General features: G+C 66.2%; 14 protein-coding genes and 1 riboswitch. Of the genes, 6 read left to right on the top strand and 8 right to left on the bottom strand.

The window, feature by feature from the left end:
- Positions 1–55: 55 nt before the first annotated feature.
- From BLS66_RS02345 to BLS66_RS02355, 3 genes are all read right to left on the bottom strand, one after another.
- A complete protein-coding gene (locus BLS66_RS02345) occupies positions 56–448 on the bottom strand; it encodes a hypothetical protein (protein ID WP_074724988.1) in 393 nt (130 codons plus the stop codon).
- 82 nt (positions 449–530) lie between these two features.
- Positions 531–1,427 carry a siderophore-interacting protein gene (locus BLS66_RS02350; protein ID WP_049468831.1) on the bottom strand — a complete coding sequence of 299 codons (897 nt, stop codon included), beginning with the start codon at positions 1,425–1,427 and terminating at the stop codon, positions 531–533.
- A gap of 141 nt (positions 1,428–1,568) precedes the next feature.
- Positions 1,569–2,795 carry a multidrug effflux MFS transporter gene (locus BLS66_RS02355; protein ID WP_074725083.1) on the bottom strand — a complete coding sequence of 409 codons (1,227 nt, stop codon included), beginning with the start codon at positions 2,793–2,795 and terminating at the stop codon, positions 1,569–1,571.
- Between the two features lie 300 nt (positions 2,796–3,095).
- A riboswitch (glycine riboswitch) is annotated at positions 3,096–3,198 on the top strand.
- Between the two features lie 62 nt (positions 3,199–3,260).
- On the opposite strand from BLS66_RS02355, the gene gcvP reads away from it, so the two are divergent.
- Positions 3,261–6,128, top strand: coding sequence for an aminomethyl-transferring glycine dehydrogenase (gene gcvP, locus BLS66_RS02360; RefSeq protein ID WP_074724989.1), 2,868 nt, complete (start codon positions 3,261–3,263; stop codon positions 6,126–6,128).
- Between the two features lie 88 nt (positions 6,129–6,216).
- On the opposite strand, the gene BLS66_RS02365 is transcribed toward gcvP, so the two are convergent.
- The 3 genes from BLS66_RS02365 to BLS66_RS02375 form a co-directional block, all read right to left on the bottom strand.
- Positions 6,217–6,627: a VOC family protein gene (locus BLS66_RS02365; RefSeq protein WP_053461053.1), complete on the bottom strand. Its 411-nt coding sequence runs from the start codon at positions 6,625–6,627 to the stop codon at positions 6,217–6,219.
- A 103-nt stretch (positions 6,628–6,730) separates the two neighbouring features.
- On the bottom strand, positions 6,731–8,098 hold the full coding sequence (locus BLS66_RS02370; RefSeq protein WP_049468828.1) for an amino acid permease: 1,368 nt from the start codon (positions 8,096–8,098) through the stop codon (positions 6,731–6,733).
- Positions 8,099–8,180: 82 nt separating this feature from the next.
- Positions 8,181–8,903 carry a helix-turn-helix transcriptional regulator gene (locus tag BLS66_RS02375; protein WP_074724990.1) on the bottom strand — a complete coding sequence of 241 codons (723 nt, stop codon included), beginning with the start codon at positions 8,901–8,903 and terminating at the stop codon, positions 8,181–8,183.
- 114 nt (positions 8,904–9,017) lie between these two features.
- Between BLS66_RS02375 and BLS66_RS02380 the strand changes: the two genes are divergently transcribed.
- Together BLS66_RS02380 and BLS66_RS02385 are read left to right on the top strand one after the other, a co-directional pair.
- Positions 9,018–11,108 carry a catalase gene (locus BLS66_RS02380; RefSeq protein ID WP_049468823.1) on the top strand — a complete coding sequence of 697 codons (2,091 nt, stop codon included), beginning with the start codon at positions 9,018–9,020 and terminating at the stop codon, positions 11,106–11,108.
- Positions 11,109–11,130: 22 nt separating this feature from the next.
- Positions 11,131–11,634, top strand: coding sequence for a hypothetical protein (locus BLS66_RS02385; RefSeq protein WP_074724991.1), 504 nt, complete (start codon positions 11,131–11,133; stop codon positions 11,632–11,634).
- Positions 11,635–11,642: 8 nt separating this feature from the next.
- Here the strand turns inward: BLS66_RS02385 and BLS66_RS02390 are convergent, their stop codons facing one another.
- On the bottom strand, positions 11,643–12,344 hold the full coding sequence (locus tag BLS66_RS02390) for an alpha/beta fold hydrolase (protein WP_049468820.1): 702 nt from the start codon (positions 12,342–12,344) through the stop codon (positions 11,643–11,645).
- A 134-nt stretch (positions 12,345–12,478) separates the two neighbouring features.
- On the opposite strand from BLS66_RS02390, the gene BLS66_RS02395 reads away from it, so the two are divergent.
- Positions 12,479–12,766: a hypothetical protein gene (locus BLS66_RS02395; protein ID WP_074724992.1), complete on the top strand. Its 288-nt coding sequence runs from the start codon at positions 12,479–12,481 to the stop codon at positions 12,764–12,766.
- 86 nt (positions 12,767–12,852) lie between these two features.
- Here BLS66_RS02395 and BLS66_RS02400 read toward each other — a convergent pair whose 3' ends face one another.
- Entirely contained in the window at positions 12,853–14,976 is a 2,124-nt protein-coding gene (locus BLS66_RS02400; RefSeq protein ID WP_074724993.1) for a methyl-accepting chemotaxis protein, read from the bottom strand.
- A gap of 216 nt (positions 14,977–15,192) precedes the next feature.
- Here BLS66_RS02400 and BLS66_RS02405 point away from each other — a divergent pair, with 216 nt between their 5' ends.
- Together BLS66_RS02405 and BLS66_RS02410 are read left to right on the top strand one after the other, a co-directional pair.
- Positions 15,193–16,542 (top strand): McrB family protein, encoded by a 1,350-nt coding sequence (locus tag BLS66_RS02405; protein WP_074724994.1) that lies wholly within the window; start codon positions 15,193–15,195, stop codon positions 16,540–16,542.
- The gene (locus BLS66_RS02410; protein ID WP_057493460.1) at positions 16,529–17,911 is read left to right on the top strand and encodes a hypothetical protein; all 1,383 of its coding nucleotides are present in this window, start codon (positions 16,529–16,531) and stop codon (positions 17,909–17,911) included. The genes BLS66_RS02405 and BLS66_RS02410 overlap by 14 nt, the downstream gene beginning before the upstream one ends.
- The last annotated feature ends 30 nt before the right edge of the window (positions 17,912–17,941 follow it).

Raw genomic sequence — 17,941 nt, forward strand, 5'->3', positions numbered from 1 at the left:
CACGGTGGAAATCCGTCTGGCAGCCGGCCAGCGGCCGGCGCTATCCCAACAGCGATCAGCTGTCCTTCTTCGCGGCCATCGCCGCAGCCAGCTCCGCCTTGAACTCCTCAAACGTCTTGCCCTTCTCCTTCGCTTCGGCCTGCGCGGCATCACGCAGTGCATCGGAGTACATCAGGCGCACCGGCGTGCCATTGCGTTCGTGCAGCTCACCGGCCTGCATGATCAGCGCCAGGACCTGCGCGGCGGAGTCACTGTGGCCGGCGATACGGCCATCCATGCCCAGCACCCATTCGCCGTCGCGGCGCACGACACCGGCCAGCAGGGTGCGCTGCGCGTCGCGCAGTTCGGCATGCGGCTCCACCGGCGACGCCTGGGCGGCGGCCTTGTTGGCGGCCTGCTTTTCCTGGCGACGGCGCTGGTCGCGGCGGATCTTGGAGGTGGTGGACATGGTGCGGTACCGCGGCGAGGGGGGCGCAAGGATAACCCACCCCGCCGGCCAGGCCGTTTCACGCGGCCCCGGTTCGACACGGTCAATCCAGCACCCTGCCCTGCCGCCAGTAGCCCATGAAGGTGATCGCGCGGCGATCCAGCCCGCACGCGCGCAGCAGGTGGCGCCGGATCGCCATCACCGCCCCCGCCTCGCCCGCCACCCAGGCATACAGCGGACCGGCCACGCGGGAATCGGCCTGTTCCCAGAGGATCTGCGTATCGACGTCGATCTCCTCCAGCGCCTCCCCCGCTACCCCGCCGGGAGCGGCGGCCAGGCGCGCCTGGACCGCCTGCAGCAGCGGCTGTCCGTAGCTGGCCCGCCCGCGCGGCAGCCAGACCAGCTCGGCCGTGGCCGGTGCCTTCAGGCGCACCGCGTCGCCGGCCTGGGCCACTTCCAGCAGCGCCAGCGTGCGCGGCGGATCCACCCTGGCCGCCAGTTCCTCGAGGATGCCGGCCACCGCCGGTAGCGCGGTTTCATCGGCCACCAGCAGCACCTGGCCGACGCCGACCGGCGGTTTCCATTCCCAGCCCTCGCTGCTGTCGGCGCAGTCGGCGTCCGGGGCCAGCAGCAGCACCCGGTCGCCCGGGCGTGCGTGGATCGCCCAGCGCGACGCTGGCCCGGTCTCGCCGTGGAGGACGAAATCGACGTCGACCTCGCCCTGCTCGGCGCGCAACTGGCGCAGTGTGTAGGTGCGCATCGGTGGGCGCTGATCATCCGGCAGCGCCCGGTAGCGCCGGTACCAGTCGGCACCGCTGGGGACCTGCGGCACCCGCTGGCCAGGCAAGGGGAAGAACACCTTGATGCGCTGGTCCGGGCCTTCGGTCTTCATCCGCGCCACGTCGGCACCGGTGAACACCATGCGATCCAGGGAAGGGGAAAGAACGCGGCGCTCCTTCAGCGCCACCTCGAACAGGCGGTAGGTCTGCTGCGCAGCCATCGGGAAACCTCATGCAACGGCATCGGATCGGCTGGCTGTGGTGCATCCGCGCACCGGCTGGCTGGAGTGCCCAGCCTAGCCCGGTGATTTCCCGTCGCAAGCGTTGCGGGCGCCACCGCCCGCCCTACCCCTGCGTGCTGCTCAATGGCCCGTGCAGGCCGCCTGCGCCGCGCGTTCGCGCTGGTGTTCCCAGTACCAGAACACGAAGCCGGCGCCGAAGAACCCGGCCTGGCCCAACGCCAGGTGCAGCGGGCTGGCACTCAGCAGCGGCGACACCACGCCGGCCACCACGGTGCTGATCATCAGCTGCACGAACGCCTGCAGCGACGAGGCCAGGCCGCGCTGGTGCGGGTACATGTCCAGCACCGCCAGCGCCAGGATCGGGAAGATCAGCGCCATGCCCATGCCACCGAGGAAGATCGGCAGCACTGCCCACGGCAGCACGAACTGCGGCGACAGCGCCACGTAGCCGACGTTCAGCAGCACCGACAGCGCGCACAGGCCGAAGCCGATGGACACCTGCCGGGTGGGCGTGGTGTGCCCGGCCATGCGCCCGGACAGGAACGAGCCGGTGGTCATGCCGCCGATGGTGGGAATGAACAGCCAGGCGAAGCCGCCCTCGCCCAGGTGCAGGTGCTGCATCACGAACACCGGCGCCGAGGAGATGTAGAGGAAGATGCCGCCGAAGCCGATGCTGCCAGCCAGCGCCAGGCGCAGGAAGCGTGGGTTGAAGCCGATGCGCACGTAGTCGCGCAGCAGCATGCGCGGCGACAGCGGCACGCGTGCTGCAAGCGGATGGGTCTCCGGCAGGTAGCGTGCGGTGGCGACCAGCAGGACCAGCGAGAACACCACCAGGAACCAGAAAATCAGCGGCCAGCCCGCGCCACTGAGCAGGATCCAGCCGCCGATGATCGGCGCGATCGCCGGTGCGATGCCGAACAGCATCGATACCTGGCTCATCAAGCGCTGCGCATCGTGGCCATGGTAGAGATCGCGGATCACCGCGCGGCCGACGATCATGCCGACGCCCGCGGACAGGCCCTGCAGCGCGCGGAACGCCAGCAGCGTGGTCAGGTCGGTGGACAACGCGCAGCCCACCGAGGCGCCGGCGAAGACCACCAGGCCACCGAGGATCACCCGCTTGCGGCCCCACGCATCGGACAGCGGGCCGTGCGCCAGGCTCATCAGGCCGTAGAACAGCAGGTACACGCTGATGGTCTGCTGCACCGCCACCTCGTCCACCGCCAGGCGCTGCGCCAGCTGCGGGAAGGCCGGGAAGATGGTGTCGATCGAGAACGGGCCGAACATGGCCAGGCCGGCAAGCAGCAGGGCCATGCGGCGGGTGGAGGGAGCAGCAGCGGCGGTCATGATGAAGGCGTCCGGCAGGGCCATGCGTGGCACGCACAGCGGGCGCCGGTCCCCCTTCTGCAGGGACGGCGCCAGATGAATTCGGGTATCCGGCCATGATAGGTGGGGATTGCGCCCGATGCCATGCAGCGGTGCACAAAACGCATGGCCGGGCCATCGGCCATTCAGGCGCGGCGGCCGGCCCCGGAGGCGGCCGGCGGGCCCGCAACGGGCTATAATCGGCGGGCAACACGGTGGGAGAAGCGGAACACCGCTGCCGAAGGCGCAACGCCCGTAATCGCTCAGGCCCGATACCACCCGTAACAGAACTCTGGAGAGACCGGTTCGATCCGGCGCCGAAGGGGCACGAAGCCGCGGTTTTCCGCGCTTCCAAACTCTCAGGCAAAAGGACAGAGGGGCGCCCCGCAGACCGCCGACCGGCGGCTTGTGCCCGTGCGTGTGCCCTTTCCTGACGGATCCTTCGCCATGTCCCAGAACACCCCTTCCCTGCGTGAGCTCGAGCACCACAATGCGTTCGTCGAGCGCCACATCGGCCCCAACGATGCCGAGATCGCGCAGATGCTCGACGTCGTCGGCCACGCGTCGCTGGATGCGATGACCGATGCCATCGTGCCGGCCAAGATCAAGTCGCCGGCACCGCTGGCACTGCCCGAATCGATGACCGAAGTGCAGGCACTGGCGAAGATCCGTGCGATCGCCGACAAGAACACCGTGCTGCGCAGCTTCATCGGCCAGGGCTACTACGGTACCCACACGCCGAACGTGATCCTGCGCAACATCCTGGAAAACCCGGCCTGGTACACCGCCTATACCCCGTACCAGGCGGAAATCTCGCAGGGCCGCATGGAAGCGCTGATCAACTTCCAGACCCTGTGCGCCGACCTCACCGGCATGGAAATCGCCAACGCGTCGCTGCTGGACGAAGCGACCGCAGCGGCCGAAGCGATGACCCTGGCCAAGCGTTCGGCCAAGTCGAAGTCGGACACCTTCTTCGTGCACGATGCCGTGCACCCGCAGACCCTGGAACTGCTGCGCACCCGCGCCGAGCCCATGGGCATCGTGCTGCGCGTCGGCACCCCGGCCGAGGCACTGGAAGCAGAAGCCTTCGGCCTGCTGCTGCAGTACCCGGACACCTTCGGCCAGATCGGCGATTACAAGGCCCTGGTCGAGGCCGTGCACGCACGCGGCGGCCTGGTGGCCGTGGCCACCGACCTGCTGGCGCTGACCCTGCTGGCCGCACCGGGCGAATGGGGCGCGGACATCGTGGTCGGCAACAGCCAGCGTTTCGGCGTGCCGTTCGGCTTCGGCGGCCCGCACGCCGCGTTCATGGCCTGCCGTGACGCCTACAAGCGCTCGATGCCGGGCCGCCTGATCGGTGTCTCCATCGATGCCCAGGGCAACCCGGCCTATCGCCTGACCCTGCAGACCCGCGAGCAGCACATCCGCCGCGAGAAGGCCACCTCCAACATCTGTACCGCACAGGTCCTGCTGGCGGTGATGGCCTCGATGTATGCCGTCTACCACGGCCCGGAAGGCCTGACCCGCATTGCCCGCCGCACCCACCGCCTGGCCTCGATCCTGGCCGCGGCGCTGCGCAAGGCCGGCGTGCAGGTCGGTGGCGACTTCTTCGATACCCTGCACATCAGCGGCGTGCATGCCGATGAGATCCACGCCAAGGCTCGCGCCGCCGGTTACAACCTGCGCGCGATCGACAGCGACTCGGTCGGCATCAGCCTGGACGAGACCGCCACCCGCGCCGACGTGGTCGCGCTGGCCGCCGTGTTCGGCGCGCAGGCCGACATCGATGCGCTGGATGCCAGCACCGCCGACGCACTGCCGGCCGGCCTGCTGCGCCAGTCCGCGTTCCTGACCCATCCGGTGTTCAACACCCACCACAGCGAGCACGAACTGCTGCGCTACCTGCGTTCGCTGGCCGACAAGGACCTGGCGATGGACCGCACGATGATCCCGCTGGGCTCGTGCACGATGAAGCTCAACGCCACCGCCGAGATGATCCCGGTGACCTGGCCGGAGTTCTCGCAGATCCATCCGCTGGTGCCGGCCGACCAGGCGCTGGGCTACAAGGAACTGATCGACTCGCTGGAAGCGATGCTGGTCGAATGCACCGGCTACGATGCGGTCAGCCTGCAGCCGAACTCGGGTGCACAGGGTGAGTACGCCGGCCTGTTGGCGATCCGCGCCTACCACCGCTCGCGCGGCGAAGGCCATCGCGACATCTGCCTGATCCCGGACTCGGCGCACGGCACCAACCCCGCCTCGGCGCAGATGTGCGGCATGAAGGTCGTGGTGACCAAGACCGATGCCAACGGCAACGTCGATGTCGAAGACATCCGCCTCAACGCCGAGAAGTACAGCGACCGCCTGGCGGCGATCATGATGACCTACCCGTCCACGCACGGCGTGTTCGAGGAAGAGGTGGTCGAGATCTGCGAGATCATCCACAAGCACGGCGGCCAGGTGTACACCGACGGCGCCAACATGAACGCGCTGGTCGGCGTGGCCAAGCCGGGCAAGTGGGGTTCGGACGTATCGCACCTGAACCTGCACAAGACGTTCTGCATCCCGCACGGCGGTGGCGGCCCGGGCGTCGGCCCGTGCGCGGTCAAGGAGCACCTGGCGCCGTTCCTGCCGGGCAAGCTGGGTGACAACGGTCCGGTCGGCATGGTCAGCGCGGCCAGCTTCGGCAGCGCCTCGATCCTGCCGATCAGCTGGATGTACATCGCGATGATGGGCCGCGAAGGCCTGCGCAAGGCCACCCAGGTCGCGCAGCTCAACGCCAACTACATCGCCAAGCGCCTGGCGCCGCACTTCAAGACGCTGTACACCGGCCGCAACGGCCTGGTGGCGCACGAGTGCATCCTCGACGTGCGCCCGCTGGAGAAGACCAGCGGCATCGGCGCCGAGGACGTGGCCAAGCGCCTGATCGACTTCGGCTTCCACGCCCCCACCCTGAGCTTCCCGGTGGCGGGCACGCTGATGGTCGAACCGACCGAGAGCGAGTCGCTGCACGAACTGGATCGTTTCGTCGACGCGATGATCCAGATCCGCGAGGAAATCACCGCGATCGAAGACGGCCGCCTGGACCGCGAGGACAATCCGCTGAAGAACGCGCCGCACACTGCCACCGCGGTGACCGCCAGCGAGTGGACCCACGCCTATCCGCGCGAGCTGGCCGCCTTCCCGCTGGCCAGCCTGAAGCAGAGCAAGTACTGGCCGCCGGTGGCGCGCGTGGACAACGTGTACGGCGACAAGAACGTGATGTGCGCCTGCATCCCGGTCGATGCCTACAAGGATGATGAAGTCGAGGCGTGATTCCTCGCTGCATCGGATGACAAAACGGCCCGCGAAAGCGGGCCGTTTTTCATAAGGGCGTGTGGACCAAGGTCCACACCCACAATAATCACGGGTCCGGCATCTGCCCCAGGCTCAACTGCCACGATACGCCGAAGCGGTCCTGCACCCAGCCGTAGCGGTTGCTGAAATCGTACTCGCCCACCGGCATCAGCCAGTGCCCGCCCTCGCCCAGCACGCGTGCCGCGCGCTCGAACTGTTCGGCACCGGAACACTCGACGAACAGCGAGATCGACGGCGAGAAGGTGAAATCGTGCACGTCCAGGCTGTCGAAGCACAGGTAGTGGGTGCCGCCGAGCAGGAAGATGGCCTGGCGGACCTGGCCGGACACGCCAGCGCCGGCACCGTCAGGATGGCGCTGCAGGGCCAGCAGGCGGAAATCGGCAAAGGCTTCGGCGTACAGGGCCAGCGCGGCCTCGGCCTGGCCGGTGAACATCAGGAAGGGACGGCTGCGCAGCATGCGGTACTCCTGGTCGACAGGCCGTTGACGGCCTACACGATCAGGATGGCACGGCGGATGTGCAGCCCCCGTGGTAGTGCCGGCCGCCGGCCGGCACCCCCCATCAAGCCTCGCGCATGCGCCGGGCGATGGCGCTGCCGGCGGCGATCGTGGCCGTCAGCGCCACCATCGACAGGAACTGCAGGCGCGTGTGCGATTCACTCAGCAGCAGGCCGAAGATCAGCGCCAGAATCGCCAGTGCACAGCAGGTCAGCCACGGGAAGCCGGCCATGCGGAACGGCAGCCGGGTGCCACGCCGATCCGCGCGGCGGCGCAGCACCAGCTGCGACACCAGCGACAGCGTCCACACCAGCAGGCAGGTGGAACCGACGATGTTCAGCAGCACCGGCAGCACCCGGTCGGGGAACAGCAGTTCCATCACCGTGGCGGCGAAACCGAACAGCACGCTGGCCAGCACGGCAATCACCGGCACCTGGCGCGGATCGGTCCAGCCCAGCACGGCCGGGGCCTCGCGGCGCTGCGCCAGCGAGTACATCATGCGCGAGGCGCCGTAGAGGTTGGCATTGAGCGCCGAAAGCAGCGCGATCACCGCGATCAGGGTGATGGCGGTGCCCGCGCCCGGAATACGGGCAATGTCCAGCACAGCGGCGAAGGGCGACTTCAGCGCCTCGCTGGTCCACGGGACCACCGCGATGATCACGCTCAGCGAGCCGATGTAGAACACCAGGATGCGCCAGGCCACGGTGCGGATGGCCCGGGCGATGCTGCGCTCCGGGTCTTCGGTCTCGGCTGCGGCAACGGCCACGATCTCGGTGCCGCCGAAGGCGAACACCACCACCAGCAGCGCCGCGCCGATACCGGCCAGGCCCTTCGGTGCAAAACCACCGTGTTCGGTGAAGTTGCTCAGGCCCGGGGAGGTCACCTGCGGCAGCCATCCCATCAGCAACGCCACGCCAATGGCGATGAACGCCAGGATCGCCGCGACCTTGAGGATGGCAAACCAGAATTCGAACTCGCCGAAGTTCTTCACCCCCAGCAGGTTGATCGCGGTGAAGAACAGCATGAAGGCCAACGCCGCCATCGGCACCGGTACGGCCGGCCAGACCGTCGCCAGCAGCCCGGCCGCGCCCACCGCTTCGGCGGCGATCACGATCACCAGCTGCACCCACCACAGCCAGCCGACCGTGGCGCCCGCGGTGGCGCCCATGGCATCGGCGGCATAAACCGAGAACGCGCCACTGGTCGGCTTGGCCGCCGCCATCTCGCCCAGCGCGTTCATGACGATGATCACCAGCGCGCCGGCCACCAGATAGGACACCAGCACCGCCGGCCCGGCGGCCTGCACTCCCACGCCCGAGCCGAGGAACAGGCCGGCGCCGATGGCGCTGCCCAGGCCCATCATGATCAGCTGGCGGGGCTTGAGCGAATGTCCGAGGCGGGACGGCGAAGCGGTCGGAATCGAGTTGGGCATCGGCGGGGCTGGCGGCGGGCTACAGGGGCGACACCTTACCCTGTCCCGTGCCTGCCCGGATAGGCACAGCGCAGCAGCCGGCTCAGGCCAGCGCCGGCTCGCCGATACCACCGCCGATACGGGCGCGATAGGCACGCGGCGAGAAACCGGTTTCAGCCTTGAACTTGCGGGTGAACGCGCTCTGGTCGCTGAAACCGCAGGCCTGGCCGATGCAGGCAATGCTGTCGTCGCCATGCAGCAGGTGCATGGCCATCTGGATCCGAAGCCGGGTCAGCACTTGCTGCGGGGTCATCTGGAACACCTTGCGGAAGCTGCGCTCCAGCTTGGACAGCGAGAAGCCGGTGATGTCCAGCAGCGTCTGCATGCGCACGTTCTCGGCGTAGTGCGCGTTGAGATGGGCCAGCGCCAGCCGCAGCTGTTCGTACTGGGTGCCCAGGCTGTCCTTCTGGCCCAGGTCGCGGGAAATGCCGATCAGGCCCTCGATGGCGCCATCAACCACCAGCGGACGCTTGCAGGTCAGGCACCAGCCCGGTTCGCGGTTGGCGAACAGGTGCAGCTCCATCAGGTTCTCGATCACCTCGCCGGACAGGACGCGGGCGTCCTGGTCGACGTAGTCGGCGCTGAGGCCGGTCGGGTAGATCTCGGCTGCGGTACGCCCGATCACGTCCTTGCGCGCGCGCAGGCCCAGCCGCCGCAGCATGGTCTGGTTGACGTGGGTGTAACGCCCCTGGCGGTCCTTGATGAAGAACAGCACGTCCGGGATGGCGTCGAACAGGGCTTCGATGTCGGCGGGCTCGACTCGCATGCGGCAAGCATACCCGAGCCTGCTTTTGCCCGTACGTTCACCTTTGCCGGACCGTGGTTTAACGGGACCGGTCCCAGTGTGGTGGCTCCCCTTGACGATCCGGAGCCACCGTCCATGGCCGCCAGCAAGCCCACCGGCAAGCGCGCAACTGCCCATCCCGAAGACCTGCATCGCGGCCAAGGCGGCGAGCTGCACCTCCAGGCCGGCGGCAGCCACCCGGCAATGACCACCGACCAGGGCATTCCGGTGGCAGACAACCAGAACTCGCTGCGGCAGGGACCGAGGGGTCCTACGCTGCTGGAGGACTTCATCCTCCGCGAGAAGATCACCCACTTCGATCACGAACGCATTCCCGAGCGCATCGTGCATGCCCGCGGCAGCGCCGCGCACGGCTACTTCGAGTTGACCCGTTCGCTGTCGCGCCATACCCGCGCGCGCATCCTCACCGAGGTGGGAGTGAAGACGCCGGTGTTCACCCGCTTCTCGACCGTGGCCGGTGGCGCAGGCTCGGTGGATACCCCACGCGACGTGCGCGGCTTTGCGGTCAAGTTCTATACCAAGGAGGGCAACTGGGATCTGGTCGGCAACAACATCCCGGTGTTCTTCATCCAGGACGCGATGAAGTTCCCGGACCTGGTGCACGCAGTGAAGATGGAGCCGGACCGCGCCTTCCCGCAGGCCGCTTCGGCCCATGACACCTTCTGGGACTTCATTTCGCTGATGCCCGAATCGATGCACATGATCATGTGGGCGATGAGCGACCGCGCCATCCCGCGTTCGCTGCGGATGATCGAAGGCTTCGGTGTGCACAGCTTCCGCCTGCTGAACGAGGCCGGCGAGTCGACGTTCGTCAAGTTCCACTGGCGGCCCAAGCTGGGCATCCAGTCCACGGTCTGGGACGAAGCGTTGAAACTGCAATCGGCCGACAATGACTTCCATCGCCGCGACCTGTTCGAGGCCATCCAGCGCGGCGACTTTCCCGAATGGGAGCTGGCGGTGCAGCTGTTCACCGAAGAAGAAGCCGACGCCTTCCCGTTCGATCACCTGGATCCGACCAAGATCATTCCCGAATCGCTGGTGCCGCTGCAGGTGATCGGGCGCATGGTGCTGGACCGCTGGCCGGACAACTTCTTCGCCGAGACCGAGCAGGTGGCGTTCTGCCCGGCCAACGTGCCGCCCGGCATCGACTTCAGCAACGACCCACTGCTGCAGGGCCGCCTGTTTTCTTACCTGGACACCCAGCTGCTGCGCCTGGGCGGCCCGAACTTCCACCAGATCCCGGTGAACGCGCCGAAGTGCCCGTTTGCCAATCATCAGCGCGATGGCCACATGCAGATGCAGGTGCCCAAGGGCCGGGTGGCCTACGACCCCAGCTCGCTGCAGGACGACACCCCGCGCGAGACGCCCACCGGCTTCCGCAGCCACGCCAGCGCCGACGATGGCCGTAAGGGCCGCACCCGCGCAGAGAGTTTCGCCGACCACTACAGCCAGGCCCGCATGTTCTTCCGCAGCCTGGAAAAGCCGGAGCAGGCGCACCTGGCATCGGCGCTGGTCTTCGAGTTGTCCAAGGTGGAAACGCTGAAGGTGCGGGTGCGCACGGTCAGCCACCTGCGCAACATCGATGACACGCTGGCGCAGCGCGTGGCCAATGGCCTGGCCCTGCCTGCACTGCCCGACCCCGCGCCCACCGCTACCCCGGTGCGGGACATGCCGCCGGCCCCGGAAGTGCGCGTGATCGGTCGCAACAAACCCACCCTGCAGGGTCGCTGCATCGGCATCCTGTTCGACGAAGGCTCCGACGCGCGCGTGATTGCCAGCCTGAGCAAGGCGGCCCGGAAGGCAGGTGCAGACGTGAAGCTGGTTGCACCAAAAGTGGGAGGCGCCACGCTCAGTGACGGCAGCGTACAGGCCGCTGATGGGCAACTGGCCGGCACGCCATCGGCCGTGTTCGATGCGGTGGCCGTGGTGCTGAGCGTAGAGGCATCAAAGGCGTTGTCGAAAGAGAGCGCCGCCCTGGAGTTCGTCAGCCAGGCGTGGGCACACCTGAAGGCCATCGCCAGCGACGCGGGCGGCCAGGCGCTGCTGAAGGCGGCGAGGGTCGGCAACGACCCCGGCATCGTCGAAGCAGAAGACGCCAAGGCATTCCTGGCGGCGGCCGCCACCCGCCAGTGGGCGCGTGAGCCCAAGCTGCGCCTGCTGGCCTGACCACAACGACAGGAGAATCGTCATGCCCCGTGGTGACAAATCCGCATACACCGAAAAGCAGAAGCGCCAGGCCGAGCACATCGAGGAAAGCGAACGTGATCGCGGCGCGAGTGAAGGCACCGCCGAGCGCATTGCCTGGGCCACCGTGAACAAGCAGGACGGCGGCGGCAAGCGCGCCGGCAGTGCCCGCAAGGGCGCGAAGAAGGCGACCAGCAAGAAGGCTGCCAAGAAGGCGCCTGCCAGGAGGTCGGCCACAAAGAAGGCCGCAACCAAGGCGACGGCGGCGAAGAAGGCGCCTGCGAAGAAGGCAGCTGCGAAGAAGGCGGTGGCGAAGAAGGCACCGGCTCGCAAGACCGCGACAAAGAAGGCAGCAAAGAAGACGGCGAAGAAGGCTGCGGCCAAGAAGGCGGGTACGGCCGCCTCGCGGAGCGCCGCCGCGAAGAAGGCAGCCAAGACGCGGGCCGCGAAGAAGACCGTGCGCAAGGCGGCGGCGAAGAAAGCTGCGCGTACCCGCGCGCGCGACTGAAGCGTTGGTCAGGAGGGGAGCGTCCTCATCCATGCAGCAACTTCGGCTGCGGCTGCGTGAGCACGGGCCTGCAGCAGCAGATGGGGCCCTTCCAGCGATACGTGCCGGGCGTCGGGCAACAAGAGCTGCAGCTCGGCCACGCTGGGCGGCCACAACAGGTGGTCCTGTCGTGCATGCAGGCATAGCGTCGGCAGCGTGAGCTTCGGCAACTGCGCGCGGACATCGATCTGCAGTGTCGCCGCAGCGCGCTGCCGCAGCATCGCGGCCGGCGCCGCAGCGATCGCATGTCGCAGCTCGCGAAGGTTCATGCGTGTCCGCCAATGCCCCAGCAGAAGCCGGGCCAGCAACGCCAGCGGCGGCCGTGGCCATGCGGGGGCAAGCAAGCGTGCGCTCGCCGCTGGCAGCGGCACCGGTCGCCGCGCGAAAGTCGTACTCAGTATCAATCCGCGCAATCCCGGCGGTGAAGCCGCCGCCAGTTCGATGGCCAGTGGCCCGGCAAACGATTCAGCCAGCAGCACAAAGGGAGCGATGGGAAGCTGCGGACGCAGGATCGACGCCAACGTAACGTAGTCCTGTGGCCCCTGCATGGGTAGCGGCAGCACCTGCACGGTAACTCCCTGGCCCTGCATCGCCTCCACGAAGCATGTCGACAGCAGGCCGCTGCCATCCAGCCCCGGCAGCATCACGATCGGGAGCATCACGGCGCTCATCACATTGCTCACCTTCCAGGCCCCTTCGCACGATTCCCTGCCCCGCAGCTTCGCTTATCGGCTCGACCCAGGGAAGTGCACGCCGCTGATCGCGGCGCTACCCTGATGGCCCCTGACGGAACAGAGAAGGTGGCATGCGCAAGCCCCGCTGGCTCAGCTTGACCGGCATCGCCCTATGCGCGCTCTATCTCGCGCTGACCGCCTGGCTGGTGTTCGATGCCCGGTCCAACAGCGACCCCAAGAGCGCCTACATCCTCATGCAGCTGCCGGTGATGCTGCAGACCGCAGCACTCAACGCCATCGGCGTAGGAAGCTGGCTTTCCGGAATGACCTGGATGACCGTCTACCTCCTGGTGATTCCCCCCACGCTTGCCGTGCTTTACGTGCTTGGGGCCGTGCTCGGCAGCGTCCTGGAGCAGTGAGGGCGATCCTCCCTGCTGCCTGAGCGGGCGATGGCAATACGGCCGCTCAAGGCGGCCGTATTCTTGTCACTGCACTGGCAGCCCGCTCAGGCTGCGCGACGGGGCACAGCAGAGACCGCCGCGCCTTCCACCTTGAATACCGCCACCGACGTGGTCAGCGCATGCGCCTGTTCTTCCAGCGCGCGGCTCGCGGCAGTGGCTTCTTCCACCAGCGCCGCGTTCTGCTGGGTCACCTGGTCCATCTGCACCACCACCTGGTTGACCTGCTCGATACCGGCGGCCTGCTCCTTGCTGGCCGCTGCGATGTCGCTCATCAGCTGGGTGGTACGCGAACTGGCCTGGGCCACGCGCGCGATTGCAGCTTCGGACTCAACGGTCACCGCCAGGCCACTCTTCACCTTGGCAGCAGCGTCTTCGATCAGCTCCTTGATTTCCTTGGCGGCGACACCGGCACGCTGCGCGAGCGTACGCACCTCGCTGGCGACCACCGCAAAGCCGCGCCCCTGCTCACCCGCGCGCGCGGCTTCCACTGCAGCGTTCAGTGCGAGGATGTTGGTCTGGAACGCGATGCCGTCGATCACCGTCGAGATTTCCGAAATGCGTGCCGAAGACTGATCGATCTCGCCCATCACCGAGGCCATCTGTGCCATCGCCTGCTCGGTCTCGCGCACGGCGGCACCGGCGGCATGCGCTTCACTGTCGGCCTGCCGCGCCAGTTCGGCGTTCTGGCGCACGGTCGAGGTCAGTTCCTCCATTGACGCGGCGGCCTCCTCCAGGTTGGCCGCCTGCTGTTCGGTGCGGCGCGAGAGGTCGTTGTTGCCGGCCGCCAGTTCCTGCGCGGCATTGTTGATGCTGTCGGCGGCGGCCTGGATGCCCTGCACGATGCCGGTCAGCTGCGCGGTGGTGGTATTGGCGTCGTCACGCATGCGGGCGAACACGCCGTCGTACTCGCCATCCATGCGCGCGGTCAGGTCGCCGTGCGAAATCGCGCGCAGCACGTCGGAGACATCGGCGATGCTGGCCTGCGAACTGGCCATCATACCGTTGAGGTGCTCGACCATTGCCTTGAACTGGAACTGGAACGCAGCGGCATCACCACGCATGCTGAAGTCACCGGCGCGAGCGGCGCGGGCCAGTTCATCAATCTGCGCGTTGATCGCCATCAAGCTCTGCTTCACTGCAGCCAGCGTACGGGTCAGCGTGGCCTTCTCGCCCGGGTAATCAGGCAGATCACGGCTGAGGTCACCGATGGCGTAGCGCTGCATCACCTCGGCCATCAGCAGTTCCACCTCAACGTGCGATTCGACCAGGCTGTTGGTCGCCTGCACCATGCGGCCGAAATCGCCGGGGAAGGCGCTGGCGTCCATGCGATAGCGGATCGCACCGGCCTCGTGCTGCTCGGCCATCTGCAGCTGCGCGCCGATCGCCGCCTGCACGCTCTGGCGGACGCTGGCCATGGCCTCGCCCAGCTGGGTCAGTTCGTCGCGGCCACCGAGGCGGAACTCCTGGTCCAGCTGCCCCTTTGACAGCCGCTCGGCCAGGTTCACCGCGCGCGCCAGCGGGCCGGTCAGGCTGCGGCCGATCATCACCGAGGCAGTGATGCCCGCCAGCAGCGCGACGCCGCCCAGCACCAGCAGCTGCAACAGGCTGCGCTCGCCCAGGCGGATCGCTTCGGCAGCAGCCTTGCGGCTTTCCTTTTCCTCGAAGTCCACGCCGTCCGACAGCGCCTTGTTCCAGCCGTTGGCCGCGTCCTGCACCGGGCCCAGGGTCAGCGCCACGGCACCCGGATAGTCGCCCTGCTCCATCAGCTCGCTGGTCTGCTTGTTGAGCGGGCGTGCGATGGCTCGCTTGGCGGCGATGGTTTCCGCAATGGCTTTGCCTTCGGCATCACCCGGAAGCGCCTGGTAGGCGGACCAGCTGGCCTCGTAGCGCTTGACCAGATCGGCAATGCGCTTCTCGTCGCTGCTGCGGTCGTCACCTTGGCGGATCAGCATCTCGCGGCGCACCACCATCATCTGGTTGTTGGCATCGAGCATCTGCGACAGCAGGCGCACCTTGGCCACGCTGATATCGACCACCTGCTGCATCGCGCGCTTCTGCACGACGCTGGCGGTGGCCCCGGTGGCGACCACGGCGGCAACCAGCAGCAGCAACAGGCCAAAGCCCAGCCCAAGACGCCAGGCAACCCTGACATTCCTCAAGTAGTTCATCGGTACATCCAAAACGGGGGGATGCGCCCTTATCGGCGTGGCCCGAAGCGCCTTGATGGGAGCTGCCACGCTCGTCCGGGTGCGGTTCAGAGAGGTGATGGCGTCAATTCCTGGCGCTAGCGACCCTAAAGTTCCCTTCCATGCTGCCAAGGGTGCCCGCCTACATCGTGGCCCCTTAGAATCGAATCGATCCTTGAAGATGAATGGATACATCTGATGAGCCACGATCTTCCCCACCAGTTGATTATTTTCGGCCCACCGGGAACCAGCAAGAGTTACAAGGCCCGGCATGAGAAGACGCCGATGCTCGGCATTCGCCCCGACGAGGTCATCCCCGTGACGTTCCACGCCGAGTTTGGTTACGGCGATTTCGTCTCCCGCCTGTTGCCACTGTCCGAGGGCAACAAGGTCCATTACCAAGTGCATGCCGGCCCCTTCATCCGCGCGTTGGCACTTGCCCTACACCGTTCAGAGCATGGCACGGCCGATTCGCCGCCTCGCAACGTTGTCCTGCTCATTGACGAAATCAACCGCGGCAACTGCGCGGAAATCTTCGGCGACATCTTCCAGCTGCTGGACCGTGACGATGACGGGCAATCCAGCTATTCCGTCTGTGCCTCGAAACTGACGGTGCAGGCGCTGATCAACGAGATCCGCGAACTTGAAGCTCGCGATGACAGAGACTCCTCCACGCTGATCGGTCGTATCGAAGATGAGCGCATGCTGAGACTTCCGGCGAATCTCTACCTGATCGGGACCATGAACACTGGCGACGAATCGATCTTCTTCATGGACTCTGCATTCAAGCGCCGCTGGAATTTCCAGTTCAGTCCAGCCGAGTTCAATGCAGTTCCCGCTGCGCAGGCCAATGCAACGATCGAAGGCCACCCATCGGTTACCTGGAAGATGCTGGTGGATGCTCTCAATGCGATGATCGTCGAGAAATGCACCTCTCCGAATCTCGACGACAAACTGATCGGCCCCTGGTTCATCAAGGCGCGGGCCATCGCTGCAACAACACCACCCGCGACGCTCGAACAGACGCACGCTGCATCGATTGCCGAACTGCGCAAGCTTGCCCCAGGGGCTGCGGAGTACATGCAGGGCGCGGACTACAGCCAGAGGTTCGACGATGCATTCTGCAAGCTCCGGAAATCCTGCAATGCCGAGACCTTGAAGGCAATCGACACACTCTCGGGCTTTGACGAGTCCGCCAAGCGCAAATTGAAGACTATTGCCTTTGCCATCAGCGGCTCATCCCCCTACTACAAGTCAAAGATAAACTTCCAGAAGACCAAGGACGGGATGCTCATTGAGGATTTCGTCGAAGCGCTTGCCGTGACACAGGAAGTCCATCCCATTGCCCACCATATCGCCGCCAGTGATATCGAGGGAAAGCTATTCCTCTACCTGTGGGACAACGTCTTCGAAAGGGACAAGTCCCCACTTGCAGAATGGCTGCGTATTCCCCCGGAATCACTGAGGACCTTCGGACAGTTTTCCGCCCGACGCGATGACTTCATCCGCAGCTTCACTGTTTCGGAAGATCTGCATGCAGCTGCATGACGTCAGCGTCGTCGCGGCTGGGTCCAGCGCTGTGGGCCTGTTCGTGGAAGATGGGCGCACCGAGCTTCGCGTGCCGCATGGCATGCCGACCTCCACCGCGCCCCGCGACGCATTCCGTCTGCTCTACCTGGCTTTCGCCGCTTTCAGGAATGTCCAATCAGATCTCGGACATGCACCGCAGCAGGACGGCGTTGAGGCAGACACGCATGGACGTGGACTTGCAGCGGCCCCCGCTTCGTTCGTCGACGCCATTGCCATCGACTCGCTGTTCAACCATTCCAATCCACTTCGACTGCTTTCACTTCGCTCACAGATGGCGCGGCGGCAGGATGGCAATCTGAAGTACGCTGACCGCCAGCTTCACCATGCATTGTTCAACGACGACGACGCCCCCTTCTTTCCGAAGCTTCCCACCCGGCGAAGCGTATGCGAACGCGGGACCGCCGACATCGTCGGCCTGTATTTTTTTCTCGCTGACGACTTCTATCGCAACCTGCTGCAGATCGATCCCGGCATCATCTGGGGACGCTTCACCATGGATGCCGTACAGCGCGCAACGGACTTCCGCCATCGCCATCTGCGCGAGGGTGACTCGCTGCATGAAGGTGATGCCTGGGCACAGGAGCTGCTGCTGCGGCGACTCCAGCAACTCCTGAGAACGTGCTACCGGCAGGCAACGCTGCGCAGCGCGGAGTTTCTTTCGCTGCATGCAGCACTGGAACGCTACCTTCATCCCGCGCTCGCAGGTAGTGTGCAGCAGGGCCAGGTCTGGGGCATGCGGGATTTCTGGCCTGTCTGGGAATCCATGTGCCTGCATGATGCCCTGCAACAGGCGAGCGACACGCACGGCACATCCGTCCTCACCTGTGACAGTACTTATCTCCCATCCCACCCCATCGCCATCGAGCAACGGGACACCTGGGGACAGCGACAGCATTCAATGTTCGCCCATAACGGACTCTGTCGCCGTCCCGACCTGTTGCTGCAACGCGGCTCCGCGTACACCGTGGTCGATTTCAAGTACTACCCCATCGCACCCGACTGGCATCAGCGAAGCCGTCGCGACGAAGACGAGAAGGCGCCCTCCTTGAAGGAGAAAGCGCAGAAGGATCTGGACAACATTGAGTTGTATGGACTTCTGCTGCACCGTCACCTTGCTGAGGTGGAGCAGGCATCGGCAACGATCACCCTGGAGTTCTGGCTCCCCGGAGGCGAAGCGCAGCGGATTCACATCCGCAGCTCGCCTGCCTGGAACCCACCACTCGAGGTAGTGACTCTTCCTCTGCCGGACATGATCAGGCGCTACGGAGAGCGACATGCCTTCAGCATGCGCGGCAACCACGCGCATACAGTTGCCAAAGCTGCGTGAAGACAGACTGCTCAGGTGTGGGTCAGGCTT

The sequence above is a fragment of the Stenotrophomonas pavanii genome (genome assembly GCF_900101175.1).
Classification (GTDB): Bacteria; Pseudomonadota; Gammaproteobacteria; order Xanthomonadales; family Xanthomonadaceae; genus Stenotrophomonas; species Stenotrophomonas pavanii.